The sequence below is a fragment of the Roseovarius lutimaris genome, from assembly GCF_900115165.1.
GTDB classification, from domain to species: Bacteria; Pseudomonadota; Alphaproteobacteria; order Rhodobacterales; family Rhodobacteraceae; genus Roseovarius; species Roseovarius lutimaris.
This window is the reverse complement of record NZ_FOVP01000010.1, coordinates 41,489-66,775: the sequence shown is the minus strand read 5'-3', so window position 1 is coordinate 66,775 and position 25,287 is coordinate 41,489. Positions and strand designations below refer to the sequence as shown.

General features: G+C 59.1%; 25 protein-coding genes and 1 tRNA gene. 12 read left to right on the top strand and 14 right to left on the bottom strand.

Annotated features, from left to right (window positions below; translation table 11 throughout):
• Positions 1-4: 4 nt before the first annotated feature.
• Genes sauS through BMZ91_RS10145 form a run of 3 tightly spaced genes read right to left on the bottom strand, consistent with a single transcriptional unit; the run spans position 5 to position 4,322 of the window.
• A complete protein-coding gene (gene sauS, locus BMZ91_RS10155) occupies positions 5-1,411 on the bottom strand; it encodes an acylating sulfoacetaldehyde dehydrogenase (RefSeq protein WP_092838034.1) in 1,407 nt (468 codons plus the stop codon).
• Positions 1,408-2,877 carry a pyruvate carboxylase subunit B gene (locus tag BMZ91_RS10150; RefSeq protein ID WP_092838031.1) on the bottom strand — a complete coding sequence of 490 codons (1,470 nt, stop codon included), beginning with the start codon at positions 2,875-2,877 and terminating at the stop codon, positions 1,408-1,410. The genes sauS and BMZ91_RS10150 overlap by 4 nt, the downstream gene beginning before the upstream one ends.
• Positions 2,874-4,322 (bottom strand): acetyl-CoA carboxylase biotin carboxylase subunit, encoded by a 1,449-nt coding sequence (locus BMZ91_RS10145; RefSeq protein ID WP_245736303.1) that lies wholly within the window; start codon positions 4,320-4,322, stop codon positions 2,874-2,876. Before BMZ91_RS10145 ends, BMZ91_RS10150 begins: the two co-directional genes overlap by 4 nt.
• 33 nt (positions 4,323-4,355) lie before the next feature.
• Here BMZ91_RS10145 and BMZ91_RS10140 point away from each other — a divergent pair, with 33 nt between their 5' ends.
• The 3 genes from BMZ91_RS10140 to BMZ91_RS10130 are packed head-to-tail and all read left to right on the top strand — an operon-like array spanning position 4,356 to position 6,584.
• A complete protein-coding gene (locus BMZ91_RS10140) occupies positions 4,356-5,228 on the top strand; it encodes an IclR family transcriptional regulator (RefSeq protein ID WP_177193837.1) in 873 nt (290 codons plus the stop codon).
• Positions 5,222-5,698, top strand: a complete 477-nt coding sequence (gene accB / locus BMZ91_RS10135) for an acetyl-CoA carboxylase biotin carboxyl carrier protein (protein WP_092838025.1) — start codon at positions 5,222-5,224, stop codon at positions 5,696-5,698. Before BMZ91_RS10140 ends, accB begins: the two co-directional genes overlap by 7 nt.
• Positions 5,699-5,756: 58 nt before the next feature.
• A complete protein-coding gene (locus tag BMZ91_RS10130; protein ID WP_092838022.1) occupies positions 5,757-6,584 on the top strand; it encodes a 3-oxoadipate:acetyl-CoA acetyltransferase in 828 nt (275 codons plus the stop codon).
• 460 nt (positions 6,585-7,044) lie between these two features.
• Here BMZ91_RS10130 and BMZ91_RS10125 read toward each other — a convergent pair whose 3' ends face one another.
• The 4 genes from BMZ91_RS10125 to ychF form a co-directional block, all read right to left on the bottom strand.
• Positions 7,045-8,400 carry a type I restriction-modification system subunit M gene (locus tag BMZ91_RS10125; protein WP_218145658.1) on the bottom strand — a complete coding sequence of 452 codons (1,356 nt, stop codon included), beginning with the start codon at positions 8,398-8,400 and terminating at the stop codon, positions 7,045-7,047.
• 313 nt (positions 8,401-8,713) lie between these two features.
• Positions 8,714-8,803: transfer RNA gene (locus tag BMZ91_RS10120), tRNA-Ser, on the bottom strand.
• Between the two features lie 97 nt (positions 8,804-8,900).
• The gene (locus BMZ91_RS10115; RefSeq protein ID WP_092838019.1) at positions 8,901-10,397 is read right to left on the bottom strand and encodes a hypothetical protein; all 1,497 of its coding nucleotides are present in this window, start codon (positions 10,395-10,397) and stop codon (positions 8,901-8,903) included.
• Positions 10,398-10,478: 81 nt separating this feature from the next.
• A complete protein-coding gene (ychF, locus tag BMZ91_RS10110; protein WP_092838016.1) occupies positions 10,479-11,576 on the bottom strand; it encodes a redox-regulated ATPase YchF in 1,098 nt (365 codons plus the stop codon).
• A 650-nt stretch (positions 11,577-12,226) separates the two neighbouring features.
• Here ychF and trpA point away from each other — a divergent pair.
• The 3 genes from trpA to BMZ91_RS10095 all read left to right on the top strand — a co-directional run bounded on the left by trpA (position 12,227) and on the right by BMZ91_RS10095 (position 15,071).
• Positions 12,227-13,018: a tryptophan synthase subunit alpha gene (trpA, locus tag BMZ91_RS10105; protein ID WP_092838013.1), complete on the top strand. Its 792-nt coding sequence runs from the start codon at positions 12,227-12,229 to the stop codon at positions 13,016-13,018.
• Positions 13,019-13,125: 107 nt separating this feature from the next.
• Positions 13,126-14,289 carry an alpha-hydroxy acid oxidase gene (locus BMZ91_RS10100; protein ID WP_092838011.1) on the top strand — a complete coding sequence of 388 codons (1,164 nt, stop codon included), beginning with the start codon at positions 13,126-13,128 and terminating at the stop codon, positions 14,287-14,289.
• Positions 14,290-14,417: 128 nt separating this feature from the next.
• Complete coding sequence (locus tag BMZ91_RS10095; protein WP_092838008.1) at positions 14,418-15,071, top strand: 50S ribosomal protein L25/general stress protein Ctc; 654 nt, start codon at positions 14,418-14,420, stop codon at positions 15,069-15,071.
• 72 nt (positions 15,072-15,143) lie between these two features.
• Here BMZ91_RS10095 and BMZ91_RS10090 read toward each other — a convergent pair whose 3' ends face one another.
• Complete coding sequence (locus BMZ91_RS10090; protein WP_092838005.1) at positions 15,144-15,824, bottom strand: FkbM family methyltransferase; 681 nt, start codon at positions 15,822-15,824, stop codon at positions 15,144-15,146.
• A 75-nt stretch (positions 15,825-15,899) separates the two neighbouring features.
• Here BMZ91_RS10090 and pth point away from each other — a divergent pair, with 75 nt between their 5' ends.
• The 3 genes from pth to BMZ91_RS10075 all read left to right on the top strand — a co-directional run bounded on the left by pth (position 15,900) and on the right by BMZ91_RS10075 (position 18,267).
• Complete coding sequence (gene pth / locus BMZ91_RS10085) at positions 15,900-16,589, top strand: aminoacyl-tRNA hydrolase (protein ID WP_092838002.1); 690 nt, start codon at positions 15,900-15,902, stop codon at positions 16,587-16,589.
• 76 nt (positions 16,590-16,665) lie between these two features.
• Positions 16,666-17,829, top strand: coding sequence for a serine hydrolase domain-containing protein (locus BMZ91_RS10080; RefSeq protein ID WP_092837999.1), 1,164 nt, complete (start codon positions 16,666-16,668; stop codon positions 17,827-17,829).
• A gap of 60 nt (positions 17,830-17,889) precedes the next feature.
• Complete coding sequence (locus tag BMZ91_RS10075; protein ID WP_092837997.1) at positions 17,890-18,267, top strand: DUF2237 family protein; 378 nt, start codon at positions 17,890-17,892, stop codon at positions 18,265-18,267.
• A 51-nt stretch (positions 18,268-18,318) separates the two neighbouring features.
• Here the strand turns inward: BMZ91_RS10075 and trpB are convergent, their stop codons facing one another.
• From trpB to ihfB, 6 genes are all read right to left on the bottom strand, one after another.
• Positions 18,319-19,545 (bottom strand): tryptophan synthase subunit beta, encoded by a 1,227-nt coding sequence (gene trpB / locus BMZ91_RS10070; RefSeq protein ID WP_092837993.1) that lies wholly within the window; start codon positions 19,543-19,545, stop codon positions 18,319-18,321.
• Between the two features lie 118 nt (positions 19,546-19,663).
• On the bottom strand, positions 19,664-20,293 hold the full coding sequence (locus BMZ91_RS10065) for a class I SAM-dependent DNA methyltransferase (protein ID WP_092837990.1): 630 nt from the start codon (positions 20,291-20,293) through the stop codon (positions 19,664-19,666).
• Positions 20,294-20,357: 64 nt separating this feature from the next.
• On the bottom strand, positions 20,358-20,810 hold the full coding sequence (locus BMZ91_RS10060; protein ID WP_092837987.1) for a GNAT family N-acetyltransferase: 453 nt from the start codon (positions 20,808-20,810) through the stop codon (positions 20,358-20,360).
• Entirely contained in the window at positions 20,801-21,448 is a 648-nt protein-coding gene (locus BMZ91_RS10055) for a phosphoribosylanthranilate isomerase (RefSeq protein WP_092837984.1), read from the bottom strand. The genes BMZ91_RS10060 and BMZ91_RS10055 overlap by 10 nt, the downstream gene beginning before the upstream one ends.
• An 8-nt stretch (positions 21,449-21,456) precedes the next feature.
• Entirely contained in the window at positions 21,457-21,807 is a 351-nt protein-coding gene (locus BMZ91_RS10050; RefSeq protein WP_092837981.1) for a LapA family protein, read from the bottom strand.
• A 3-nt stretch (positions 21,808-21,810) separates the two neighbouring features.
• Complete coding sequence (gene ihfB, locus BMZ91_RS10045) at positions 21,811-22,092, bottom strand: integration host factor subunit beta (protein WP_092837978.1); 282 nt, start codon at positions 22,090-22,092, stop codon at positions 21,811-21,813.
• 319 nt (positions 22,093-22,411) lie between these two features.
• Between ihfB and BMZ91_RS10040 the strand changes: the two genes are divergently transcribed.
• Genes BMZ91_RS10040 through BMZ91_RS10030 form a run of 3 tightly spaced genes read left to right on the top strand, consistent with a single transcriptional unit; the run spans position 22,412 to position 25,249 of the window.
• Positions 22,412-23,353 (top strand): nucleoside hydrolase, encoded by a 942-nt coding sequence (locus tag BMZ91_RS10040; RefSeq protein WP_092837975.1) that lies wholly within the window; start codon positions 22,412-22,414, stop codon positions 23,351-23,353.
• Positions 23,350-23,796 carry a GNAT family N-acetyltransferase gene (locus tag BMZ91_RS10035; protein ID WP_092837971.1) on the top strand — a complete coding sequence of 149 codons (447 nt, stop codon included), beginning with the start codon at positions 23,350-23,352 and terminating at the stop codon, positions 23,794-23,796. The genes BMZ91_RS10040 and BMZ91_RS10035 overlap by 4 nt, the downstream gene beginning before the upstream one ends.
• Before the next feature lie 31 nt (positions 23,797-23,827).
• Positions 23,828-25,249 carry a protein adenylyltransferase SelO gene (locus tag BMZ91_RS10030; protein WP_092837968.1) on the top strand — a complete coding sequence of 474 codons (1,422 nt, stop codon included), beginning with the start codon at positions 23,828-23,830 and terminating at the stop codon, positions 25,247-25,249.
• Positions 25,250-25,287: the final 38 nt, after the last annotated feature.

The following is a 25,287-nucleotide window of genomic DNA, read 5'->3' as shown; positions in this document are numbered from 1 at the left end:
GGTGTTATTTGCCATGTCGCGCCCAGTACTGACCGAACAGATCGGACTCGTCTGGTTTGTCTTCGGCGATCGTGGTAACAAGGTGGGTGATGTTGACGAAATGCCGCCAGTTCAAGTTTTCGTCGATGGTGTTCCCGGCCCATGTACCGCATCCCATCGACAGCGTGAACGGCAGCGCGTTTTCAAAGCTGCCGCCGTTGCCTAAGGTATGGGGCTGATTGACCAGAACGCGCACCACGTCGCTGGTTGCGGCCAGATCACGCGCATGGCTGGCATCCTGCGTGTGAATGCCGACCGAGTGCCCCTTGCCGCAGACCTCAAGAACGTCATGAACGATGTGTTTGGCATGTTCCCAATCCAAGGCGCGATAGACCGTTAGCACGAGCGACAGCTTTTCATCAGCAAAGCTATGAGCGCCGTCGACACTGTCCTCTTCAACAAGAAAAAATCGGGCGCGCTTTGCTGCCTCGGGAAGGTCAAAGACATGGGCCAAAACGCTCGGATCCTTGGCTATGACCGCCCGATTCAGTACGCCATTCTGCCACAGTTGCGCGCGCACCTGATCGCGTTGATCCGCCGTACAGCGCCAGGCTCCCGCGTCCTCAAGTGCCGCTATGGCGGCATCATAGATAGAATCCAGAATGACGACCGAGTTTTCCGACGAACAGGAGGTGGCATTGTCAAAGCATTTTGATTGCTGGATCATGCGTGCAGCGGCACTCAGATCCGCGCTTTCGTCGATGATGACCGGCACATTGCCCGCACCAACCCCGATGGCAACCGTGCCCGACTGCATCGCGCGTTTTACGTTGTTTTGGCTGCCTGTAACCACGGCAAGATCGGCGCGCGAAATCAATTCGGTCGTCAGCTCCTTGGAAACGGGGAGCGGCAGGATCTGGACCAGATCCTCGGGGTGGCCGGCGCGGTCCAGTTCGGCGCGCATCAACTCGACTGTGCGCGCCGTGGTTTTAGCCCCTGCCGGTGAGGGTGCGATAATCACCGCATTGCCCCCCTTGAGCGCCATCATCGCCTTGTTAACTGCGGTTGCCGACGGGTTGGTTGATGGGCAAACCGCCGCTACTACGCCGACCGGCTTACCGTATTTCACCATGCCACGCGCCGGGTTCTCATCAATCACCCCGACTGAGCGCACACGCATCAGATCGCGCAGGGTGCCGAATGTTTTGCGGGTGTTCTTGATCACCTTTGAATCGACATTGCCCAGACCGGTATCCTCGACCGCCATTTCCGCCAGATCGCGGGCGTTTCCCGGCTGATAGATCGACCATGCCAGCGCTGTGACCGCATCATCGACCCTATCCTGATTGGTGTTGTCATAGGTCACCATCGCCGCGCGTGCGCGCTCCACCAGCGCGGCGACCACTTTTGATGTGTCGGGCTGTGCACTCATGCCTTTTCCTTTGCCGGTACGTTTTTCTGGATAAAGTGAAAGCTGGTGATGTCCTGACGTTCGCTGATCCCCTTGATCAAGGTGATCAACGGTGTGCGCCCCAGCGTATAGTCGGTGATGATCGGTCCAGCGTCCTTTAGCTCGCGATAGGTTTTGTCATCATAGAAGGCGGCAAGCAGCAGATCGTCATCACTGTGAAACGGACCACGGCTATCACGTAGGCGTTTAATCGCAGGAGCCATCAAAGCGCCGGGACGCTCAGTGATTGGTTCGGCGCCACGGGTGATCTTGTCATATAAATTTGGGTCGATTTCACCTGCGATCTCGCCATAGCCGCCCTTAACATAAAGGCGCACCTCATTCGGCACCGTCTCATAGCGCGGTTTACCTTGATCGCGCCCCATCACGTTGAGAATGGATTGAGTGATGATATATTGTGCAAAAGGGCTAACCACGATCGGATAACCAAGTTCGCGGCGCACGTGCCCCGCCTCTTCCAATATCTCATTCAAGCGCTCTTTGAGACCCATCGTTTCAAGCTGATAAGCAAGGTTTGAAACCATCCCACCGGCACATTGGTGGTGAAAATGGAATTCGTCATATTCCTGCGGTTGGCCAATGGGCTTGCCCTCAGCCTTGGCGATAAAGGCGAGTTGTTCGGCCACCTCTTCGATCGCGCCAAGATCGATCCCTACATCATATCCACGCCGCCGCAGGTTGCGCGTCACCAGTTCGGTTGGACTATGGCTTACGCCATTGGCTAGAGTCGAAGTGGCAGTATGCACCACCTCGACGCCATGTTCGACCGCCTGCAACACCACATATGGCGCCAAACCGGAGTTGCAGTGGGTATGGATTTGAAGCGGCACTTCCCCCATCACCTTTTTCAAGGCGGGCACCAATGTAGCGATCCGTTCGGGGCGCAACAGGCCGCTGGCGTCCTTGAGAAAAATGCCATCCACACCAAGCGCCAGAAGTTCCTTGGCCTTGCTTGCGAAATACGTATCCGTATGCACCGGGCTAAACGTGTAGACCAGCCCGCCCACCACATGCAGTCCGTGCCGTTTGGCCGACTTGATCGGGATCTCCAGATTGCGCATGTCATTCAGCGGGTCATAAGGCGTGTGATAGCGCATCCCGTTGGCGGCAAACCTCTCGGCCGCCAGCTCGACAATATCGTCGGGAAAGAATTCGAAAGTGAACAGGCTTTGACCGCGCGTGTGGATTATGAGCGGTGTCTTGGTGATCCAGCGGTTGAGAATGCGCATCCGCTCCCACGGGTCTTCCTTGAGATAGCGCACCATTACATCAAAAACCGCACCACCGACCAGGTCAATAGCCTCGAACCCTGCACGATCAAGGCGCGGGGCGATCTCTTGCATCATGCCGGTGGTCATACGTGTGGCCCACAGACATTGGTGTGCATCGCGTAGAGTGACGTCAATCAAACGAATTTGGCGGGTCATGCGACGCTCCTGTCGAGATTAGGCAGAAAACTCTCTTCGACCCATTTGGTATGGATCTCGCTTGTGCGAACATCATCATGCGCGATCAGTTGCTTGTGCAGACCGATGGTGGTCTTGATGCCCTCGACCCGGAAAGCCGCCAGTGCGCAGCGCGCCCGCGCCAGCGCCTGCTCACGATCCGCGCCATGCACGATCAGCTTGGCCACCATCGAATCATAGAACGGCGCGATGGTGCTGCCAGCCGCGACAAAGCCATCAACCCGGACACCGGGGCCGCGCGGGACCACCCAACCGGTGATACGTCCCGGTGAGGGCCTGAAATCATTGTCACTATCCTCGGCGTTGATGCGGAATTCGATGGCATGTCCCGCCCCGTCACGTGGTGGTGAGACTGATATGGCATCGCCGCGCGCGATGCGGAATTGTTCGACGATCAGATCCTCACCTACCAGCATCTCCGTAACCGGATGCTCAACCTGAATGCGCGTGTTCATCTCAATAAAAAAGAATTCGCGTGTGGCCGGATCAAAGATATATTCAACCGTTCCCGCACCACGATATTTCACCCCTTTGGCAAGGCGCACAGCGCTGGCATGTAACGCTGCACGTTCATCGCTACTCAGAACCGGCGAGGGAGCTTCCTCTATCAGCTTTTGATGGCGGCGCTGCATCGTGCAATCGCGCTCACCCAAGTGGACGGCATGGCCCTTACCGTCGCCGAACACCTGCACTTCGATGTGGCGCACATTCGCCACTAGACGTTCGAGATAGACGGCGGCATCGCCAAAGGCCTGCTCGGCCTCTCGGCTAGCCTGCCCGAAAAGACTGCTAAATGTCTCCGCATTCTCTGCGATGCGCATACCGCGTCCGCCGCCGCCAGCGCTGGCCTTGATCAGGATCGGAAAGCCGATTTCGGCAATTGCGCCTGTTGCCTCATGGACATCATTAAATGCCTGCCTAGAGCCCGGCACGACCGGCACATCCAGCTCGATCGCCGAGCGTCGCGCTGCCGCCTTGTCGCCCATGGTCCGGATTGTCTCTGCGTCGGGACCGACAAATATCAATCCCTCCTGCGAGCAACGCTCTGCGAAATCAGCACTTTCCGACAGAAAGCCATAACCTGGATAAATCGCATCACAGCCCCTCGCGAGCGCCACATGCAGTAACGCATCGGCACAAAGATAGCTTTTCGAACTGGGCGCAGGACCAATGCAAACCGATTCGGTTGCGGCCCAAACATGCGGCGCAGACGCATCAGCCGTCGAATAGATCGCGACGGACTGCATCCCCAACGCACGACACGCATGAACCGCACGGAGCGCGATTTCGCCTCTGTTTGCAATTAGAACCTTTTTCAAAACTGTCCCCTCACATCGAATCCATTCTGATGATGTCTCCGGCTGAAGGGTTACAGAAAACATCCAATGTGAAAAGCGTTTTTTCATGTTGTAAAACTATTTGTTCCGATGTTTAATAATTTGAACTTTTATCTCAGTGCAAAAATGCAGGAGTATTTTGTGAAGGCAGACCCAGAATCCATTACACCTACGCGCATATCCGCCACCCAACGAGTGTTCGCGGTGATGGAATGCATAGCCACATCTGAACGCCCACTCACCGTATCGGACCTGGCTGTTCTGTTGGATGTGCCCAAGGGAACCATGCACCGGATCGTGCATCAGCTGGACGCGGATGGCTTGCTAATGCCCGAGGCGGGATCGCGCGGCTATGTACCCGGCCCCCGGTTGCTTAACTTCGGGCTGAACGTGGTAAAGTCCGGGATGCGCAATGCGCCACGGCGCGCAATTCTTGAACAGGTTTCCGCCGAAACTGGCGAGACGGTCAACTTTGGGCTGATCTCGAGCGGAGCGCTTGTTTATGTTGACCGGGTCGAGGCAGCGTGGCCCTTGGGGTTGCGCTTCGAAATCGGATCGCGGGTGCCGACCTATTGCACTTCAATGGGTAAGCTATTGCTGGCTTATATGCCCAAACGACGACGCGACCATCTGCTGAATGTCACCCCACTTCATGCTTATACGCCGCACACAATGACCGACCCGGAACAACTAGAAGCGGAATTTACTGGAATCCGCACCCAGGGTTATTCACTGGACAACCAAGAATTTCTCGCCGGCGTCATCTGCATCGCGGTTCCGGTCTATGACGCACGAGGCAATGTCTGTGCCGCCATTGCGGCCTCTGCCCCCCTTGCACGGATGTCGGTCGGCAAAGCGGTCGAGCATGTGAACCTACTGACCCATGCCGCGGGAAAAATTTCAGCCACCTGGAGCACGCACGCCTCCGACGCCCCGGAACCTCATGAGACAAACAAGGATAATGAACAATGTTAAAGTACAGTGACGTCGGCGAGATCCTTAGCCTGATCGATTCTTCCTCCTGTGACGAAGTCATACTTGAAGCCGAGGGGATAAAACTGGTCGTGCGGCGCGGCGGCGGCGCGGCTTCAACGGGTGGGCCTTCTCCACATCCCGTCCCGTCGGGCGCACCTGCATCCGGCGCGGTGGCGCAGCCAGCAGCATCCCCACCGGCATCGCCCCCGAAAGCCAGTTCAACAGGTGGTGACGGTTTTATCGGGGCGCCCATGGTGGGAACATTCTATCGCGCGCCCTCGCCAGATGATCCGCCCTTTGTCGAAATCGGCAGCAAGGTAAATGTCGGCGATCCAATTTGTGTGATCGAGGTGATGAAACTGTTTACCACGGTCCATTCCGAAATGGCCGGGACGATAACGCAGATCGGTGTAGACGATGCCCAACTGGTCGAATTCGGCCAGATGATCTTTATGATAGATCCAGCCTGAACTAAATGTCGGCCCGGAAAAGGCCGACTCGCGCAATCATCTGCGAAGGACATCCCACATGTCAAAACCTTGCATAATCTGTGTCGCTCTCAACGGGGCGGTCGCCAAAAAGGCCGATAACCCGTCGGTTCCGATCAGCATTGAAGAGGAAGTCGAATCCGCCCAAGAAGCATTTGAGGCAGGCGCCACTATCGCGCATTGCCATGTGCGCAATGAGGACGAGACGCCATCATCCGACCCAGAAAAATTTGCGCGCCTCAAAGAGGGGCTGGAAAAGCATTGCCCCGGCATGATCATCCAGTTTTCGACCGGCGGGCGCACCGGGCTGGGCGAGGCACGCGGCGCGATGCTGTCGCTGCGCCCGGACATGGCGTCATTGACGACCGGATCGAATAACTTTCCGGGCCGGGTCTATGAAAACCCGCCGGTCCTGATCGACTGGCTGGCCGGGGAAATGCTCAAATATGACATCAAGCCCGAAATCGAGGCATTCGATCTTGGCCATATCTTTCATGCGGCAGCCATGAATCGCGACGGGCGCATTCCCGGGAGGCTGTATATCCAGTTCGTGATGGGGGTGAAAAATGCCATGCCAGTGGATCGCGAAGTGTTCGATTTTTACATTAAGACGGTCCGGCGACTGGCCCCTGACGCCGATTGGTGCGCCGCGGGGCTCGGGCAACATCAAATCACGTTAAACGAATGGTGCATCGCAGAAGGCGGCCATTGCCGCACAGGGCTTGAAGATAATATCCGATTGGACAGAAACACTCTGGCTCCCTCGAATGCGGCATTGGTGCGCCGCACGGTAGAACTGTGTGAAAAATACGAACGCCCCGTCGCCACACCGGCTGACGCGCGCAAAATCCTATCTCTTAAACCGTGAGGTAATGCCGGTTCCAGCCCGCGCTGTTCGGTCCAGTTTTACCACACCCTGTGCGCACGGGCATTTCGATGTATGTGAGCGCACAACAGGCCTTGTCGGATCTGTTGCGCGCATACCGATATACGCCGCTTCGGCCTGGTTGGGCGCAATTTTATTTCATTTTATGAGGCCCACATCCGGCCGCAGAATTGCAGGTGATCTACGGTGAACTGGCCGAGGCTTTCGGGACCGTCATGGAGGTCGGCCGAGTCGACTTCATAGGCGGTATCGGCGCGCTGCTCGGACAGGTCCTTGCCATGGCAGGGTAGACCGACGAGGCCCTTGCCGTTCTGGGGAAGGCCCGAGAGGCCTTAGAAATGCCGGGGACCTGGCTCTTTGTGATGAACTGATCGCGATGATTTCGGAAAGGGATGCCCAAGAAAATCGAGATTGTCGGCAAAGACATCGCCACTTCAACCGATCAGGCGCGACGACTGTTCACGGACCTTGGCCAGCCGGAACCGCAAGAAGTACCGTCTTCAGATGGCAAACCTACGCATGCAGATCCATTCACCATCGCCGTCGGCATCTCCAGCATCATCCTGATGCTGCCCTCAGCAATCGGCGCGACGATCAACCTGATCGACCGCGCCAAGCGCGACATCGCCCGCAAGGGCGTGGACGACCTCAAGGCCGTGTCCCATTTTTGCCAATCAAGCGTGTTCATATGCAGGACGTTGGTTTGTCCGTCGCCTGCAATGAGGTTTAGGCAGCGCGATACACGCACACTCTTTTCGTCGAAGTCCAGCGCGAAGACCTTGTTCGACACGTAGTCTAGGCAACGCTGCGGCTTGCGCTCGGCGGTGAAAAGGTTCGACCGGGGCAAGCCCAAGTCTTCTAGGATTTCTCCCCACACATGGAACATGGAATGGACCGTGAAACCCGCAGACCCGCAGGCCGTATCAATGACGGTTTCGGGTTCCTGTGGGTTCAGCATTTTAACGCACATGTCGATAACCCAGCGTGGCGTGAAATACTGTCCCTTTTCACCCTTGGCCGATTTAGAAACTAGGTATTCAAACGCGTCGTCTACGACGTCTAGGTTCGAATTGAAAATTTTCCATTCTTCCAGTGAACCCACGCACACTTGAAGATGATCCTGCGAAAGTTTGATACGTTCATCGTCAGAAAAGACACCCGGCCATTCTTCCTTGGCTGCATCGAACAGATTTTGGATATTCTCTTTCAGCTTTGACGCCGTATTGCTGTTACGAAACCGCAAATACGGATAGCGGCCTTGGTGGCAGGACATTTCATCATACAGCTTCGTGAAGACAAGTTTGAAGACTTCTTCGAACACGTCAACGCCAGCGTTTGCCAGAACTTCGTCTTCAAGGTCTACGATCTTTTCCCGCAAAGCCTCGTTGCCCGCCGACGACAAGGCCCGTTCGTTCTCTTTGTCCTCCAGCGTCTTGAGCGTCCACGGCTCATTGATGATATCTTCGATATCTTGCGTTGCTGTGGGCAAGTGGGGGATTTCTTGCAGGTAATTCGGGTTCTTGCGGTTCCAGGTTTTGCTATCTGGTCCGTTACTCCAAAGCGCCAATGGTGCGCCCGTCGCGTGTGTGTATGATCGAAGTTGTTCTTTCCCGTCTTTCGCCTTGCCTTGCTTAATCTCAGCTACGACGTACGGAACCGTTGGGCGGTGTGCATCGAAGATAACGATATCGGCTCGCTTTGAACTATCGCGCCCAAACGTGATTGGGTATTCGACTGCCAATCGTTCCAGCGGGTAGCCATATTTTGCTTGCAGCGTATGAAGCCAAAACTGACGCACGCATTCTTCGGGCTTGGCAAGAATGTCCTACTTACGGACAGGGCACTTGAAGTAGACCCGTTCATTCTTTTCAATGAAAAGTGCGTCAAGTGCTGCAATCTCTACGTTGGAAAGTGACTTTAACCACGGGCCGATATCATGCCCGCCAAACACTCCGATAATACTGTTCATCTACGCCCGACCCTCTTTTTGTTTGTTTTGCCCATTAGTTGCATAACCCGCCCTAAGGGTGAAGCATCAATCAAATTTTGCATGGGTAGGTCGTGGGTAGAATGGCTACGCATCGACTTTATTCAATAAAATCAATGGGTAGTGGCGGAGCCGAAGGGATTCGAACCCTCGAGACCCTTCCGGGCCTACTCCCTTAGCAGGGGAGCGCCTTCGACCACTCGGCCACAGCTCCGTCGACCCGTTTAATTGGAGCTTGGGGCGGGAACAAGGCCCATTCTGAGTTTTTTTTGCAATTGATCCGGTGATTTTGCCGCGCGGTTACATAATGCCTACTGCGCTGCGTATCGTGAAATAAGACGCGCCAGAAATGCCCCCATGGCAGGATCAAGAATATCGCTGTGACTGGTCACGAAGCCCGCGTTGACGAGGGTGACCTTGCCGCGTGGCAGAGTGTCCAGCGGCGCCATGCTTGCGGGATCATTGCGGATGCTGTGCTTGAGTGCCGGGCGGCCTGTCTTGCACGGCTCGGACCCGCGCCAATCCAGACGGTAAAAGATTTCGTCAAACGCCGCCCGCGACGCCACCTTCCAGCCCCGCCGCCCGCCGAGATAGGGCGACCAGAGCGCAAAGGGATTGGCAAAATCGCAAAGCGAGGTGGTGACCACGACCTGCGCATCGGGCAGATCCTTGTAGCTGTCGTAGGGGTGCCCTTCGTTGCCGCGCGCGCCAAAGGTGTCACCACCATAGCGATAGGCGCTGTGAGCAGGTTGCAGGAACACCGCAAGATCGGCGGCAGGCCCAACCGCCCCCTGTTTCAATAGATCCCGCGAAAACAGGGCCCGCCCGGCAAAACGCGCGCCCATGCTATGGCCAAGAACCACGACCGGAAGCGCGCCGGTATTCGCCGCAGGAATGATCCGGTTCAGGATCAGGTTGCCATGCAGCACCCCCGCTTCGTCGCTGTCAGTGGCCTTGTTCAACACGCTGCCGATATGGCCCGCCGCATGACCGAGCTTTGATGTGCTTGCCGCATTCCAGGACGACGACCATGTCATGCCGATCACCAGCGGGCGAAACGCCTCCCCCCTGCCCGTCATCGCGTGCCCGGTCATCTGCATGATCTGGCGATAGCGACAGATCGAAACCCTCTGATCATTGTTCCAGCCCATCGAGGCAAAGACGATATGGGTAAAGTTGCCCTGTTTGAGCCGCGCGGCAAGGTCGCGCAGAAACACCTCGAAAAGCGCGTCGACGCCCGATTTGAAGCTGCGAGTGTCCGGCACAATCCCGGTGTCGCAGGTCGGCATGGCACTGGCCGCCTGATAGGCATTCATAAGCCCACAGGCGCGGCGGTTCTCATAGCGGGTGATATGGGTCACGACCTGCAACTTGGGGTCGGAAAACATCCCCGTCAGCCAGAAGTCCCGTTGCGCCGACACATCCTCGGGTGGGCCATCGGGCATGTCGCCATAGCGGTAGAGAATGTCTCTTTGATGCTGCGGCCCTGACAGGCGGTCACCGGCATATAGCTTTTCCAGAGAGATCACATAGCCCTCTTCAAGCTGATCGCGCGGGCGATCCTGAAACACGCCATGCGCCAGCCAGTTGAAGATATGCGCGCCCTCGGGGGCCGCGTTCAACGCTTTGGTTTCAAAGGGTTTACCGGAATTTTCAACATCGACCATGGTCGGGATGTGGCTTGCCCTTGGCACCACTGGCCCGTTCGAGCCACAGATCGCGTCGCCCTCGTCGTGGCTTGCCAACCCCGGGGTCGAGGCCAAGAGGCTGGCGATAAGGGCAAAGGTGAAACGCCTGCTGCGCGACATGAAAAATCCCCTCGGCTGATCAAATCAAGATCAGCCTATGCGGGAAACGGACAGCCTGTCAAAATTTTGTCCCGACGGGTCTCAGGTGTTGAACAGGAAATGCAGCACATCGCCATCCTTGACGACATATTGCTTGCCCTCGGCGCGCATCTTGCCGGCATCCTTGGCCTTTTGCTCGCCTCCCAGCCCGACAAAATCGTCATAGGCGATGGTTTCGGCGCGGATAAAGCCTTTTTCAAAATCACCGTGAATGACGCCTGCCGCCTTGGGCGCAGGCGTGCCTTGCGGGATGGTCCAGGCGCGGGCCTCTTTCGGGCCGACGGTGAAATAGGTTTCCAGATGCAAAAGCTCGTACCCGGCACGGATAAGGCGATCAAGCCCGGCCTCGTCCAGCCCCATTTCGCTCAGGAACATTTCGGCCTCTTCGGGGTCAAGCTGGCTTATTTCCTCTTCGATCTGCGCCGAGATCACAACCGTCGCGGCGCCCTGTTCGGCGGCCATTTCTTCGACGCGGGCCGAGAATTCATTGCCCGTGCCCGCGCTGCCCTCATCGACGTTGCAGACATAGAGGATCGGCTTGCTGGTCAGCAGTTGCAGCATTTTCCAGGCTTTGACATCCTCGGCATCGACCTCGACGGTGCGTGCGGGCCTGCCGTCTTCAAGCGCGGCCTGAGCGGCAGCCAAAAGTCGATCCTGCGTAGCCGCCTCCTTGTCGCCGCCCTTAAGCTTGCGCACCAGACCGGCGCGGCGCTTTTCGATCGATTCCAGATCCGCCAGCATCAACTCGGTCTCAATCGTGTCGGCATCTGCCACCGGATCAACCCGGTCCTCGACATGGGTCACGTCGTCGTCTTCAAAACAGCGCAGCACATGGGCGATGGCATCGACCTCGCGGATATTGGCCAGAAACTGGTTGCCCAGCCCCTCGCCCTTGCTCGCGCCTTTCACAAGGCCGGCGATATCGACGAAGGTCATGCGCGTCGGGATGATCTGTTTGGAGCCCGCAGTGGCCGCCAGCTTGTCAAGCCGCGCATCGGGCACGGCGACCTCGCCGACGTTGGGCTCGATGGTGCAGAACGGAAAATTCGCGGCCTGCGCGGCGGCCGTCTTGGTCAGCGCATTAAAAAGCGTCGACTTGCCCACATTGGGCAGCCCCACGATCCCCATTTTAAAGCCCATGACGCCTCTCCTTATTCATGCAGCGCCGCTTCTATTGGCAGTCCGCCCCAGACGCAAGCGCGCCGTTGGGAAAACGGTGGTGGTCTGGGGGCTGGAGCTTAAACTGACTGAAAAAGTCAGATGTCCGCGTTGAGCCCAACTCTGACATTCGCTCGTTGCACCAAGCCGGTTAACAGCCGCGTAGCGGCCCGGCCATCGTCAGCCCCTCCCTTGGGCTGGCGATTTGGCTGATGCAGGCGCAACAATTGTTCTGGGAATGTATTTTGCCAGCATAAAGCGCTCTGCAATCTACGTCGGCTCACCATCCCAGGGGCTGACGTTGTCCTGACGTGGCCAATATTCGCATTGTCCTGCCCAACAGACCTTCACCGCGAGCCGGTTTTATGGGGCCTGACCCGATGTCAGGGTGTGTGTGTGGTGTTGAAATCGTCAACCGAAAGCCCTTACCGTCCAGGGTAAAAGACGCAAGCTTTTGCCTCACTGCCTCGCTGGTGGCCCCAACATGGCGCCCCGCCCTGCATCACGTAAATTGACCTTTTTCAGGAAATCCCGGTCCAAATCACAGCGCTCCAATGCGAAAACCTTTCACTTGCCATTGATTTCCGCCGCGTGCTGCCCCAAACGGTAGGCAACAACAGAGGGTAGTAAAGATGACTCGGATCGACGCCAAATTCGCCGAATTGCAAGCTGCGGGCAAGAAAGCCTTTGTGTCCTATATCATGGCCGGAGATCCCGATTATGACACCGCCCTCAAGATCATGCAGGGGCTGCCCGAGGCCGGCGTTGACATCATCGAACTGGGCGTGCCCTTTACCGATCCGATGGCCGATGGCCCCACCATTCAGCTTGCCGGGCAGCGCGCCCTCGCCGCGGGCATGACCCTGAGCCGCACGCTTGAGATGGCAACCGAGTTTCGCAAGGCCGACGACACAACGCCGATTGTCCTGATGGGCTATTACAACCCGATCTACAATCGCGGCGTTGACAAGTTTCTGACCGATGCCAAGGCCGCCGGGATTGACGGGCTTATCGTGGTCGACCTGCCCCCCGAAGAAGATGACGAGCTTTGCATTCCGGCGCAAAAGGCCGGGCTCAACTTTATCCGTCTGGCGACGCCCACGACCGATGACAAACGCCTGCCCAAGGTTCTCACCAACACCAGTGGATTTGTCTATTACGTCTCGATCACCGGGATCACCGGTGCGGCGGCGGCCGAGGCCACCGATGTCGGCCCCGAAGTGGCCCGCATCAAGGCACAGACCGACCTGCCGGTGATCGTCGGCTTTGGCATCCGCACGCCCGAAACCGCGCAAACCATCGCCAGCGTCGCCGATGGCGCGGTTGTCGGCTCGGCGATTGTCGGCAAGATCGCCGATGGCGAGACTGTGACCGACGTGCTTGAATTTGTGCGCGGTCTGGCGGCAGGCGCGCATCGCGCCTGAGGTGCACAGACAGGCCACCCTGACCTACCCTGCGACCACAGGAATGATTGCGCGCTCGCCTTGGCGTTGGTAAAGGGTCTTTACCAATTTCCAAAGGGGAACGCCCGATGCCCGTGATCACCAATATCAACGACCTCAAAAAGATCTACGCGCGCCGCGCGCCCAAGATGTTCTACGATTACGCAGAATCCGGAAGCTGGACCGAACAGACCTTTCGCGAAAACACCAGCGATTTCGATCAGATATATCTGCGCCAGCGGGTCGCCATCGACATGACCGGGCGCACCACCGCGACCAAGATGATCGGACAGGATGTGTCGATGCCGGTCGGCCTTGCCCCGGTTGGGTTGACCGGCATGCAATGCGCCGATGGCGAGATCAAGGCCGCCCGCGCCGCCGAGAAATTCGGCGTGCCTTTCACCCTTTCAACGATGTCGATCTGTAGCATCGAGGATGTGGCCGAAAACACCACCAAGCCGTTCTGGATGCAGGTTTACACCCTCAAGGACGATGACTTCATGCAACGCCTGTTTGATCGCGCCAAAGACGCCAAATGCTCGGCAGCGATGATCACGGTTGATCTGCAACTCCAGGGTCAGCGCCATAAAGACCTTAAAAACGGCCTCTCGGCCCCGCCCAAATTGACCGTGAAATCGGTCACCAACATGATGACCAAGGTGCAATGGGGCCTTGGCATGCTTGGCACCAAGCGGCGCTTCTTCGGCAATATCGTCGGCCATGCCAAAGGCGTCAGCGACCCCTCATCCCTTAGCAGCTGGACATCGGAAGCGTTTGATCAGGCGCTCAACTGGGACCGCATCCGCGAGTTTCGCAAGATGTGGGACGGCCCGCTGATCATCAAGGGCATCATGGACCCGCGCGATGCGCGCGAGGCGCTAAATGTGGGGGCGGATGCAATTATCGTGTCAAACCACGGCGGCCGACAACTTGACGGTGCGATTTCGGCCATTCGCGCCCTGCCCGCGATCATGGATGCGGTCGGCGACAAGATCGAGGTGCATCTCGACAGCGGTATCCGCTCGGGTCAGGACGTGCTCAAGGCGATGGCGATGGGCGCCAGCGGCACCTATATCGGGCGCGCCTTTGTCTATGGCCTGGGTGCCATGGGCGAAGCGGGCGTGACCCGCGCGCTTGAGGTCATCCACAAGGAACTTGACAGCAGCATGGGCCTCTCTGGGCGCACCGATGTGGGCAAACTTGACCGCGATATCCTGATGATTCCCAAAGGCTTTGCCGGGGATTGGGAATAACGCCCGGCCGCCATGTCAGGGCCACGAGATTTGCCCTTTCCAAAGCGCGCCTCGTGGTCTATAGGCACAGGCCTTACCGCGGGGCTACAGCCTTGGAGGAGCCCCGCCCTTATTGATGGAGAATTATCATGGCTGGAGAAATTCCTGATCTTCAGGCCCAGGAACGCACGGGGACAGGCAAGGGCGCCGCTCGTCAGGCGCGTCGCGCCGGTATGGTTCCGGGTATCGTTTTTGGTGGCGACGTCGATCCGCTTCCGATCAACATCCCGTTCAACGTCCTGTTGAAGCGCCTGAAAAAAGGCCGCTTCAAGTCGACCCTGTTCAACCTTCAGGTTGAAGGGCACGACGACGTTCGGGTGATCTGCCGCGACGTTCAGCGCGATGTGGTCAAAGACCTTCCGACGCATGTCGATTTCATGCGCCTGCGCCGCACCACCAAGATCAACCTGTTCATCCCGGTTGAGTTCATCAACCTCGAAGACTGCCCCGCGATCCGTAAGGGCGGTGTCATGACCGTTGTGCGCAACGAGGTCGAAATGCTTGTGACCGCGGGCGATATTCCCGATCACCTGACCGTCGATATGGCCAAGGTTGAAAACGTTGGCGACACTGTCACCATCTCTGACGTAGAGCTTCCGGAAGGCAGCAAGCTGGTCATCAGCGACCGCGACTTTGTGATCTGTAACGTTTCGGCGCCCTCGGCTCTGAAATCGAGTGGCGATGACGAAGACGAAGATGATGCAGTCGAGGCCACCGAAGTGGCCGAAGACGAAGAGGCGTAAGACCGCCCTGCCCTTTGGCACTGTTATCGAGAAACGCGGCCCCGCAACGGGCCGCGTTTTTTCGTGGCGCCGTTATCTGTCGCGCACCCGGCGAAACCCGAGGATGCGGCCACGCGACGGCCCCGGATCATAGGTCAGCCCCGATTCTGACATGCAATCGACGATCCGCTTGATCACAACGTCCGAATAGCGCCCCGGGTGCAATTCCATCATCACCGAGCGCACGAATCCCGGCCAGGGAGCATCGAAAAGATGCTCTTCGGCGCCCTCGATATCCATAATCACCACATGCGGCCGACAGGTCACGAGCAGATCGCCCAACCCCAGATGCGGCACGCTGACGACAGCGTCAGGCGCGGTATCCACATCCGCGATCCGCGCGGCCCAGAATGTCTTTTTATTATCAAATTCAATCGGATCGGCGCCACTCTTCATGCCACCAACCGCGCCATGCAACACCGTCACGGCGCCAAACCCGTTGCGCTCCAGATTGCTCTTGATGACGGGCAACATGCTCGGGTTGCCCTCGACCGTGGTCACATTTTCCGGGCCGGTGATGCTCGCGCAGACCGAGGCGATATAGCCAATCCCCGAGCCAAGCTCTAGCACCCGCTGCCCCTCGCGCAGGCGCATCCTTGCGGCATGGGCCTCATGGGCCTCATAGCCGCCCGTCGAAAGCTTCCCGGACAGCTTCGGGTTCAGCATTTCATCGGGCACCGAAAGATGAATGCCCTCTATTTCGAACTCTGCCATCGGCCCACCCTCTGCCCGTTGATTCCCCGCGCATCGCGGCGTAGACCAACATCACCAAATAAGAGGGCATCGGCAATGCAGCTGTTCGTGGGTCTGGGCAATCCCGGCGCAAAATACGAGAAAAACCGCCATAATATCGGTTTCATGGCGCTGGATCGGATCGCAGAGGAACACGGCTTTGGCCCCTGGCGCGCCAGGTTTCAGGGCCATGTCTCGGAAGGCACGCTTGGCGGCACCAAGGTGATCTTGCTGAAACCCGGCACCTTCATGAACCTGAGCGGGCAATCGGTCGGCGAAGCGATCCGGTTTTACAAACTGACGCCCGGCGATGTGACGGTCTTTCACGACGAGCTTGACCTTGCCCCCGGCAAACTGAAGGTGAAACAGGGCGGCGGGCACGCGGGCCACAACGGGTTGCGCTCGATCCATCAGCATATCGGCGAGGCTTACCGCCGGGTCCGGCTTGGCATCGGCCATCCCGGTCACAAGGATCGCGTGGCCCAGTTCGTGCTACAGGATTTCGCCAAGGCGGATGCCGATTGGCTTGATGATCTCATGCGCGGGATATCGGAGGGCGCGCCCTGGCTGGCCGAAGATAAAGCCGACCGGTTTCTGAACACCGTCGCACAGCGCCTGACGCCGCCGCGCGCCGCAAAGCCCAAACCCGCGCCGCAAAGCAAGGCGAGGCCGCCTGGAAAGGCGGAAGAGCCGCCCACGCCCGACGAGCGAAGTGCGATGCAAAAGCTGATGGACAAGTTTCGCTAACGGATTGCGCCGCTGCGTCACGCTTGCAAAGCTGTCATCTGACTGGTTTCCTGTGCCCAAAACAGGGGGGGTGGCTATGCGAGTATTTTTGAAATGGACGGCGCGAATCCTGCTTGTGCTGGCGCTTGCCGCCGCAGTGGTCGGCATCTGGAAACGCGATGAGATCGCCCGGCTTCTGGCGGTCAACAGCCTGTTTTCCGAAGACAAGATCGTCCACAACTTCTCGCATATGGATCGCGCCTTTCTGCATCGTCCGGTTTCGCGTGGCGATGGCCCGGTGTCACCTCTGCCCGATGGCGCCCCGGCCACCCTGCCGCCGGAGGTTGCCGATTGGATTGCCGGGCGCCATGTCACCTCGCTTTTGGCCATCAAGGCCGGTGAAATCGTCCATGAAAGCTATTACCTCGGCACTGCGCGGATGGATCGCCGGATAAGCTGGTCGATGGCCAAAAGCTTTCTTTCGGCGCTCTTCGGGGTGATCGTGTCCGAGGGCAAGATCGCCTCGCTGGATGATCAGGTCACCGCCTACGCGCCGCTGCTGAAAGGAAGCGCCTATGACGGCGCCACGATCCGCAATGTGTTGCAGATGACCAGCGGCGTGACCTTTGACGAGGATTATCTCGACTATAACTCCGATATCAACCGGATGGGCCGGGTGATTGCGCTTGGCGGCACGATGGATGGCTTTGCCGCCGGGCTGACCGCGCGTGACACCGACCCTGGCACGCGCTGGAAATATGTCTCGATCGACACCCATGTGCTTGCCATGGTGCTGCGCGGCGCAACGGGTCGCGGCCTTGCCGATCTCTTGTCGGAAAAGATCATCGCGCCGCTCGGGCTTGAGGCAGAGCCCTATTATCTGACCGATGGCGAAGGCGTGGCCTTTGCTCTTGGCGGGCTGAACCTCACCACCCGCGATTACGCCCGCTTTGGCCTTATGGTGGAACAGATGGGCCAGTGGCAGGGCCAGCAGGTGGTGCCCGGCGATTGGCTGCGCGCCTCGACCCGCGCCAGCGCGCCAACCCTGCCAGGCAAGATTGGCTATGGCTATCAGTGGTGGGTTCCCAAGGGCGCACCCGACGGCCAATTCATCGCGCGCGGGATCTATGGCCAGTATATTTTCATCGACCAGAACAGCGATGTGGTGATCGTCGTCACCGCCGCCGACCGCAATTTTCGCGAGCCTGGCGCGCATGACGCCAATATTGCCATGCTGCGCGCGATCAGCGCCGCGCTATAGGCGGGCATTGACGGGGCCGTATTCCACGCTAGGCTCGACCCCGAAAGAGAGGCGCGCGCGATGATTGAAAAAGACCCCGCCATCAATGTCATGGGCACGGATCTTGAGCCCTGCTCAAACGCGCCCGTCACCGGGTTCTTCCGTGACGGGCATTGCAACACCTGCGCCCAGGATCAGGGAAGCCACACGGTCTGTGCGTTGATGACCGCCGAATTTCTGGCCTATTCAAAATATGTCGGCAACGACCTGAGCACCCCCAAACCCGAGTTTGGCTTTGCCGGTCTCAAGCCGGGCGATCAATGGTGCCTGTGTGCCGCGCGCTTTTTGCAGGCCCATGACGAGGGCTGCGCGCCCAAGGTGCGGCTTTCGGCCACCCACATGCGTGCGCTTGATATTGTGCCCTTGGCCGTGCTTGAGGCGAACGCCAAGACGCAATGACCCCGGCGAAAGGCCCGGCCGGCGCCATGCACCAGCCGGACCACGGCGCGTTCAGGCGCCACTCATGTCAAAGCCGAGATGTTTGGCGACGGTGAAGATATCCTTGTCGCCGCGTCCGCACATATTCATCACCAGAAGGTGATCTTTCGGCAGGTTTGGCGCGATTTTCATCACATGGGCAAGCGCATGGCTCGGCTCAAGCGCCGGGATGATGCCCTCTTTCTCACAGCTGAGCTGAAACGCCTCAAGCGCCTCCTTGTCGGTGATCGAGACATATTGCGCGCGCTTGGTTTCATGCAGCCAGCTATGTTCGGGGCCGATGCCGGGATAATCAAGCCCTGCGGAAATCGAATGTCCCTCAAGGATCTGGCCATCGTCATCCTGCAAAAGATAGGTGCGGTTGCCATGCAAGACTCCCGGCCGACCGCCGGTCAGCGAGGCGCAATGCTCCATCTTGGCATTCACGCCCTTGCCGCCGGCCTCGACCCCGATGATATTGACCTCCTTGTCGTCAAGGAACGGATAGAACAGGCCCATGGCGTTTGACCCGCCCCCAATCGCCGCAATAAGCGTGTCGGGAAGGCGGCCTTCGGCGGCCTGCATCTGTTCGCGCACTTCCTTGCCGATGATCGACTGAAAATCACGCACCATTGCCGGATAAGGGTGCGGGCCGGCAACCGTGCCGATGCAATAGAAGGTATCGCGCACATTGGTGACCCAATCGCGCAGCGCATCGTTCATCGCGTCCTTGAGCGTGCCTCGCCCGGAGGTGACCGGCACCACCTCGGCCCCCAGAAGCCGCATGCGAAACACGTTCGGCGCCTGACGCTCGACATCATGCGCGCCCATATAGACCACGCATTTCAGGCCGAATTTGGCACAGACCGTCGCCGTGGCGACGCCGTGCTGCCCGGCGCCGGTTTCGGCGATGATGCGTTTCTTGCCCATGCGCCGCGCCAGGATGATCTGCCCCAGCACGTTGTTGATCTTATGCGCGCCGGTATGATTGAGCTCGTCGCGCTTGAGATAGATCTTGGCCCCGCCAAAATGCCGGGTCAGGCGGTCGGCATAATAAAGCGGGCTGGGACGGCCAACATAATGCGTCCAGAGGTCGTGCATTTCGGCCCAGAATTCATCATCCGTCTTGGCGCGTTCATATTGCTCTTCAAGCTCCAGAATAAGCGGCATCAGGGTTTCCGACACGAACCGCCCGCCAAATTCGCCAAAGCGGCCCTTTTCATCGGGGCCGGTCATGAAGCTGTTGAAAAGATCGTTCATTGCAAGGGCCTTCTCATCCTGGATGTATTGAGGATGAATATGGGAGGCCGTCAGGATTTTCCAGCGAAAAGCGGCTGTGCCGCAGCCGCGATTTTTCTGCGAAAAATCTATGTCGCGCTTAGCTGCGGCGGATCACATAGAGCCGCGACCACAGATCGGGTTCGGCCAGCAGGAACGGCAGGAAGGATGCCGAGCGCTGGATAATCTGAACCTGACCGCTATCGACCAGCGATTCCAGTACCGATTGAAACCCCTGCTCTATCCAGCTGGCATCCAGAAGGTTGAACACTCCGATTCCGCCAGGGCGAATGACCCGGCTCAGGTGGATAAGGCTTTCGGGCGGCGCATGACCGGGGCCAAAGGCGCCAAGGCAGGTAAAGCCTGCGAATGTGTCATCCTCAAACGCCAGCCCCGCGCCCATATCGGCCAGGACCAGATCGTGGTAAGCCCCGGTCTTTTGCGCCGCCGCCAGCATGCCGGGCGACAAATCACAGCCGGTGATCGGCCCATAGCCCAGAACCGCAAGGCTTTCCCCGACAAGGCCGGTGCCGCAGGCCGCATCAAGCACCGGCCCGTCAGCGCGCCCCATATGGCGCGCAAACATTGCCGCGCCAAGCGCGGGCAAGCGAAAGCCGCGTGCCAGATTGTCGGCATCATAACTTTGCGCCCAATCATTATAAAGCGCGCGCGACTGATCCGGCGTTTTGGCGCCGTAGACATCGCTCAGATCATCGGGATTGCGGGTCATTCTGGCCTCCGGTCGGTTTCGGGCAAAGCATCCGACCTGCGCGCGGGCCTGTCAACCGGGCCGCTCAATCGAGGGCGCGTTTGAACCCGAAATGAGAGGCGGTGAAGCCAAGGCTTTCGTAGAATCGGCGGCTGTCGGTGCGGGTCTGATTCATCGTGAGCTGGATAAGAGCGCAGCCCGCAGCGCGTGCACGGGCCTCGACATCCGAAAACATCTGATGACCAAGTCCCTGACCGCGCATAGAACTGGCGATACGCACCGATTCAACCTGGGCGCGGCGTGCCGCCGCGAGCGACAGCCCGCTGATAAAGGTGAGCTGATAGGTTGCCAGCACGGTTTCGGCCTCGTCGACCCCGACGATGAGATGGTTGTTGCCCTCGGCCTGCATCGCGTCAAACGCCGCAAGATAGATCGCAGAATCGTCGCGTTCCCGCCCCTGCCCCAATTGGTCATCGGCCAGCAAGGCGACCACAGCCGCCACATCCTCGCGGCGCGCAGGACGAAAGATCAGCTGCATTTTGCGGCCTCCATGAAAGCACGGATAAGGGCCGGATCCTTGACGCCCGGCGCACTCTCGACCCCCGACGACACATCCACCTGCCGCGCGCCGGTCAGGGTGATCGCCTCGGCCACGTTGTCCGGGCCAAGCCCGCCCGCCAAAAGCCAGGGCACGGTCCAGCGGCGCCCCGCGATCAGCGACCAGTCAAAGGCAAGCGCATTGCCGCCCGGCCGGGCGGCGCCCTTGGGTGGCTTGGCATCAATCAAAAGCTGATCCGCGACGCGGGCGTAAACGTCGATCTGGGGCAAGTCATCGGCCCCCGCCACGCCAATTGCCTTGATCACCGGCAGGCCATAGCGTGCCTTGATATGTTGCACCCGCTCGGGGGTCTCGTGACCGTGAAGCTGAAGGAAATCGAGCGGCACGGCGGCACTCAGCGCATCAAGTGCGGCATCATCCGCATCCACCGTCAGCGCTACCTTGGCCACGCCGGGGGGGGTGGCAAGCGCAAGCGCCGCGGCCTGCGCCAGCCCCAGATGGCGCGGGGATTTTTCAAAAAACACGAACCCGACGTAAGACGCCCCCGCCGCAACAGCGGCAGAGACATCGGGCGCGGCGGTCAGGCCACAGATTTTCACACGGATCGCTTTGGACATGCGGCCTTTTAGCTGGCTTCGTCCAAAAGCGCCAGAACCTCATCCTTGCCGCGATGCTTTTCGCCTTTGAGGCGCTTGACCTCGGCGCGCAGGCTGGCAAGTTCGCGCATCTGGCGGGCGGCGGCGGCGCGTTCGCCCGCCTCGCGAATCCATTCCCAGATGAACCCGACGATCAGACCGGCCAGAATGCCGATGAAGATCACCAGAAACAGCGGCAGATCATAAGTGGGGTTCAGCGCCGCCAATCCCGCCATTTCATCCGGCAGCACCCGAAGCGTCACCGGCGCGCGGTTGGCAAGCGCGATCAGAACAAGGGCAATGGCGAAAATCGCAATCGAGGCATAGCGGATATAGCGCATGGATTACTTCCCGTTCAGCCGGTCACGCAAAAGCTTGCCGGTCTTGAAGAACGGCACGTGCTTTTCCTCGACATGCACGCTTTCACCGGTGCGCGGGTTGCGCCCGACGCGCGCATCGCGCCGTTTCACCGAAAAGGCGCCAAAACCACGCAGCTCAACCCGGTTACCGCCGGCCATTGCGTCGGTGATTTCGTTGAAAATGGTGTTTACGATACGCTCGACGTCACGCTGATAGAGATGCGGGTTTTCATCGGCAAGTTTCTGAATCAGTTCCGATCGGATCATCGGTGGTTTCTCCCCCGGCCATTTTGTTTTTTAGGTTGCGGCAGTTGGCATGACTATACGCACAATGGCGCAAAACCCAAACAGAAAGCCGGACCCAAGGGGCGGAAATATATGAAATATTTGACCTTCGGGTCATGATTTGGCTGACAAACGCCCTCTCATGCCGCCATTCGCGGCGGCGTTTTGGGAATTCTGCGGCGCGGCATCAATTTGATTCGCGCTCTGCGGGTAATCAGCGAAGCAACGCGCAGCCCCGCCCCAGACCGGTGGACATTTGCGCGCGCCCGCCGCATGGTCCGAGCAATCAAACGAGGGCGCAATGACCGCAGGCCAGATCATCATCGACACAGACCCCGGCCAGGACGATGCCGTGGCGATTTTGCTGGCTCTGGCCTGTCCCGATGCGCTTGAGGTGCTGGGCATCACCTGTGTCGCGGGCAATGTACCGCTTGAGCTTACCACGATAAATGCGCGCATTATCTGCGAGTTGGCGGACAAAGGTGATGTGCCTGTCTTTGCCGGATGTGATCGCCCCCTTGGCCGCGACCTTGTGACGGCGGAGCATGTGCATGGCCGCTCCGGGCTTGACGGGCCAACCCTGCCCGCACCCACCATGCCGCTTCAGGACAAACATGCGGTCGATTTCATCATCGACACCCTGCGCGAGCGCCCCGCCAAGAGCGTGACACTTGTGCCGATCGGGCCGCTGACCAATATCGCGACCGCCTTCAAGAACGCCCCGGATATCATTGAAAAGGTAAAGGAAATCGTTCTTATGGGTGGCGCGCATTTTGCCCAAGGCAATGTCACACCGGTGGCCGAGTTCAATATCCACGTTGATCCGCACGCCGCAGAGATCGTCTTTGGCGCGGGCGTGCCGCTTGTGATGATGCCGCTTGATGTGACCCATAAGGCGCTCGTGACCCGCGCACGCAACGCCGCCATCCGCGCCATCGGCACCCCGGTTGGCCGCGCCGTGGCCGAGTTGACCGGCTTTTTCGAACGCTACAACCCCGACCGCTATGGTGAGGACGGCGCGCCGCTGCATGATCCCTGCACAATTGCCTGGCTGCTCAAGCCTGACCTGTTTAAGGGCCGCCGGGTGAATGTTGTGATTGAAACCCAATCAGAGTTGACCATGGGCATGACCGTCACCGACTGGTGGGGGTGCACCGACCGCCCGCCCAATGCGACCTTTATCCATGATATTGATGCAAATGGTTTTTTTGACCTTCTGATAGAAAGGCTGGCCCGGCTATGACGGCGCTTAATCTGGCAAAACCCGAGGATTTCGACCGCCTCGCCGCGCTTGTACGCGCCTTTCACCAAGAGGCCGACATTACCCAGGACGAGGCCAAGCGCCACGCCGCGCTGATGCCGCTTCTGGAAGGAAGCCCGCATGGTGCGATCTATCTTATCGGGCCCGGGCGCGCGCCGATCGGCTATATCGTCATCAGCTTTGGCTGGTCGGTGGAATTCGCCGGTCTCGACGGCTTTGTCGATGAGCTTTATATCCGCCCCGGTGTGCGCGGGCGCGGCATTGGCAGCGAGGTGATGAGCGCCCTGCCCAAGGCGCTTGCCGGGGCGGGATTGAAGGCGCTGCACCTCGAAGTGCGGCGCGATAACACAAGGGCGCGCAAACTTTATGAAAAACTGCGGTTCTTGCCACGAGATGATTACAGTTTACTGACCCGTGAGATGTAGCAATTTTCAGCGAATGGTTTACCTTAGGTCAATGACCATGAATATCCCCTTTCAGAACACCTATGCGCGCTTGCCTGCGCGTTTCTTTACCCACCAGACCGCCGTGCCCGTGAAGGCCCCGCATCTGATCCGGTTCAACGACGCTTTGGCGCGGGATCTGGGCATTGTGCCGGGCGGTGCAGACGAGATCGCAGCGGTGCTGGCCGGCAATCTTGTCGCCCCAGGCTCCGAGCCGCTGGCGCAGGTTTACGCCGGGCATCAGTTTGGCGGCTTTTCCCCACAGCTTGGCGATGGTCGCGCGCTTTTGCTTGGCGAGGTGGTTGATCGCGCCGGTGAGCGCCGCGATATTCAGCTCAAGGGCTCTGGCCCCACCCCCTATAGCCGGATGGGCGACGGGCGGGCCTGGCTTGGGCCGGTGCTGCGCGAATATGTGGTGTCCGAGGCGATGCATGCGCTTGGCCTGCCAACGACACGCGCCCTTGCCGCCGTCGCCACCGGCGAGGCGGTTTACCGCGAGGCAGGCGGTCTGCCCGGTGCGATCCTGACGCGGGTTGCGGCCAGCCATCTGCGCGTCGGCACGTTTCAGTATTTCGCCGCGCGCCGCGATCTGGACGGGCTGCGCGCGCTTTATGACTATACGGTCGCGCGGCATTTTCCGCAGGTCGAAGGCCCGGCGCATTTGCTGGCCGAGGTGATCCGCCGTCAGGCAAAACTTGTCGCGGGCTGGATGTCAGTGGGCTTTATTCACGGCGTGATGAACACCGACAATACCGCGATCTCGGGCGAGACCATAGATTACGGCCCCTGTGCCTTCATGGATGTGTTCCACCCTCAGACGGTGTTCAGCTCAATCGACGTTCAGGGGCGCTACTCTTACGACAATCAGGCGCATGTCATCGTCTGGAACATGGCACAGCTTGCCACGGCGCTTGTACCGCTGATGCCCGATCAGGATGAGGCGATCGAGGACTTCACCGCGCTGGTCCACGCCATGCCCGATCAGATCGAAACCGAATGGCGCCGTGCCTTTGGCCGCAAGATCGGGATTGCCAAGGCCGGTGCGGCCGATGCCCCGCTGATCGGTGATCTTCTGGCGCGGATGGCCGATAACCGCGCCGATTTTACCAATACGTTCCGTGCCCTTCTCACGGGGCACGCGCGCGATCAGTTTCTTGATCCGGCGGCATTTGACAACTGGGAGGCGCAATGGCGCGCGCGTTTGAAAGCCGAAGCTGACCCAGAGGCCGTGATGGCCATGGCCAACCCCGCCTTTATCCCGCGCAATCACCGGATTGAACAGATGATCGAGGCCGCCGTTTCAGGCGATTTTGCCCCGTTCGAGCGGCTTTTGAAGGTGCTGGAAAATCCCTATCAGGATCAGCCGGAGGCCAGCGATCTTGCCCGCCCGCCAGAGCCCGCCGAAGTGGTGCAAAACACCTTTTGCGGCACCTGATACCGGATCGAAAAAACGGCGCCGAGGGTTTTCCCGGC

Bases quoted from the DNA above. Each gene is read 5' to 3' on its own strand.
- sauS (WP_092838034.1), bottom strand. From the start codon at position 1,411: ATGAGTGCACAGCCCGACACATCAAAAGTGGTCGCCGCGCTGGTGGAG.
- BMZ91_RS10150 (WP_092838031.1), bottom strand. From the start codon at position 2,877: ATGACCCGCCAAATTCGTTTGATTGACGTCACTCTACGCGATGCACAC.
- BMZ91_RS10145 (WP_245736303.1), bottom strand. From the start codon at position 4,322: ATGAAAAAACGCTTTTCACATTGGATGTTTTCTGTAACCCTTCAGCCG.
- accB (WP_092838025.1), top strand. From the start codon at position 5,222: ATGTTAAAGTACAGTGACGTCGGCGAGATCCTTAGCCTGATCGATTCT.
- BMZ91_RS10130 (WP_092838022.1), top strand. From the start codon at position 5,757: ATGTCAAAACCTTGCATAATCTGTGTCGCTCTCAACGGGGCGGTCGCC.
- BMZ91_RS10115 (WP_092838019.1), bottom strand. From the start codon at position 10,397: ATGTCGCGCAGCAGGCGTTTCACCTTTGCCCTTATCGCCAGCCTCTTG.
- ychF (WP_092838016.1), bottom strand. From the start codon at position 11,576: ATGGGCTTTAAAATGGGGATCGTGGGGCTGCCCAATGTGGGCAAGTCG.
- trpA (WP_092838013.1), top strand. From the start codon at position 12,227: ATGACTCGGATCGACGCCAAATTCGCCGAATTGCAAGCTGCGGGCAAG.
- BMZ91_RS10100 (WP_092838011.1), top strand. From the start codon at position 13,126: ATGCCCGTGATCACCAATATCAACGACCTCAAAAAGATCTACGCGCGC.
- BMZ91_RS10095 (WP_092838008.1), top strand. From the start codon at position 14,418: ATGGCTGGAGAAATTCCTGATCTTCAGGCCCAGGAACGCACGGGGACA.
- BMZ91_RS10090 (WP_092838005.1), bottom strand. From the start codon at position 15,824: ATGGCAGAGTTCGAAATAGAGGGCATTCATCTTTCGGTGCCCGATGAA.
- pth (WP_092838002.1), top strand. From the start codon at position 15,900: ATGCAGCTGTTCGTGGGTCTGGGCAATCCCGGCGCAAAATACGAGAAA.
- BMZ91_RS10080 (WP_092837999.1), top strand. From the start codon at position 16,666: ATGCGAGTATTTTTGAAATGGACGGCGCGAATCCTGCTTGTGCTGGCG.
- BMZ91_RS10075 (WP_092837997.1), top strand. From the start codon at position 17,890: ATGATTGAAAAAGACCCCGCCATCAATGTCATGGGCACGGATCTTGAG.
- trpB (WP_092837993.1), bottom strand. From the start codon at position 19,545: ATGAACGATCTTTTCAACAGCTTCATGACCGGCCCCGATGAAAAGGGC.
- BMZ91_RS10065 (WP_092837990.1), bottom strand. From the start codon at position 20,293: ATGACCCGCAATCCCGATGATCTGAGCGATGTCTACGGCGCCAAAACG.
- BMZ91_RS10060 (WP_092837987.1), bottom strand. From the start codon at position 20,810: ATGCAGCTGATCTTTCGTCCTGCGCGCCGCGAGGATGTGGCGGCTGTG.
- BMZ91_RS10055 (WP_092837984.1), bottom strand. From the start codon at position 21,448: ATGTCCAAAGCGATCCGTGTGAAAATCTGTGGCCTGACCGCCGCGCCC.
- BMZ91_RS10050 (WP_092837981.1), bottom strand. From the start codon at position 21,807: ATGCGCTATATCCGCTATGCCTCGATTGCGATTTTCGCCATTGCCCTT.
- ihfB (WP_092837978.1), bottom strand. From the start codon at position 22,092: ATGATCCGATCGGAACTGATTCAGAAACTTGCCGATGAAAACCCGCAT.
- BMZ91_RS10040 (WP_092837975.1), top strand. From the start codon at position 22,412: ATGACCGCAGGCCAGATCATCATCGACACAGACCCCGGCCAGGACGAT.
- BMZ91_RS10035 (WP_092837971.1), top strand. From the start codon at position 23,350: ATGACGGCGCTTAATCTGGCAAAACCCGAGGATTTCGACCGCCTCGCC.
- BMZ91_RS10030 (WP_092837968.1), top strand. From the start codon at position 23,828: ATGACCATGAATATCCCCTTTCAGAACACCTATGCGCGCTTGCCTGCG.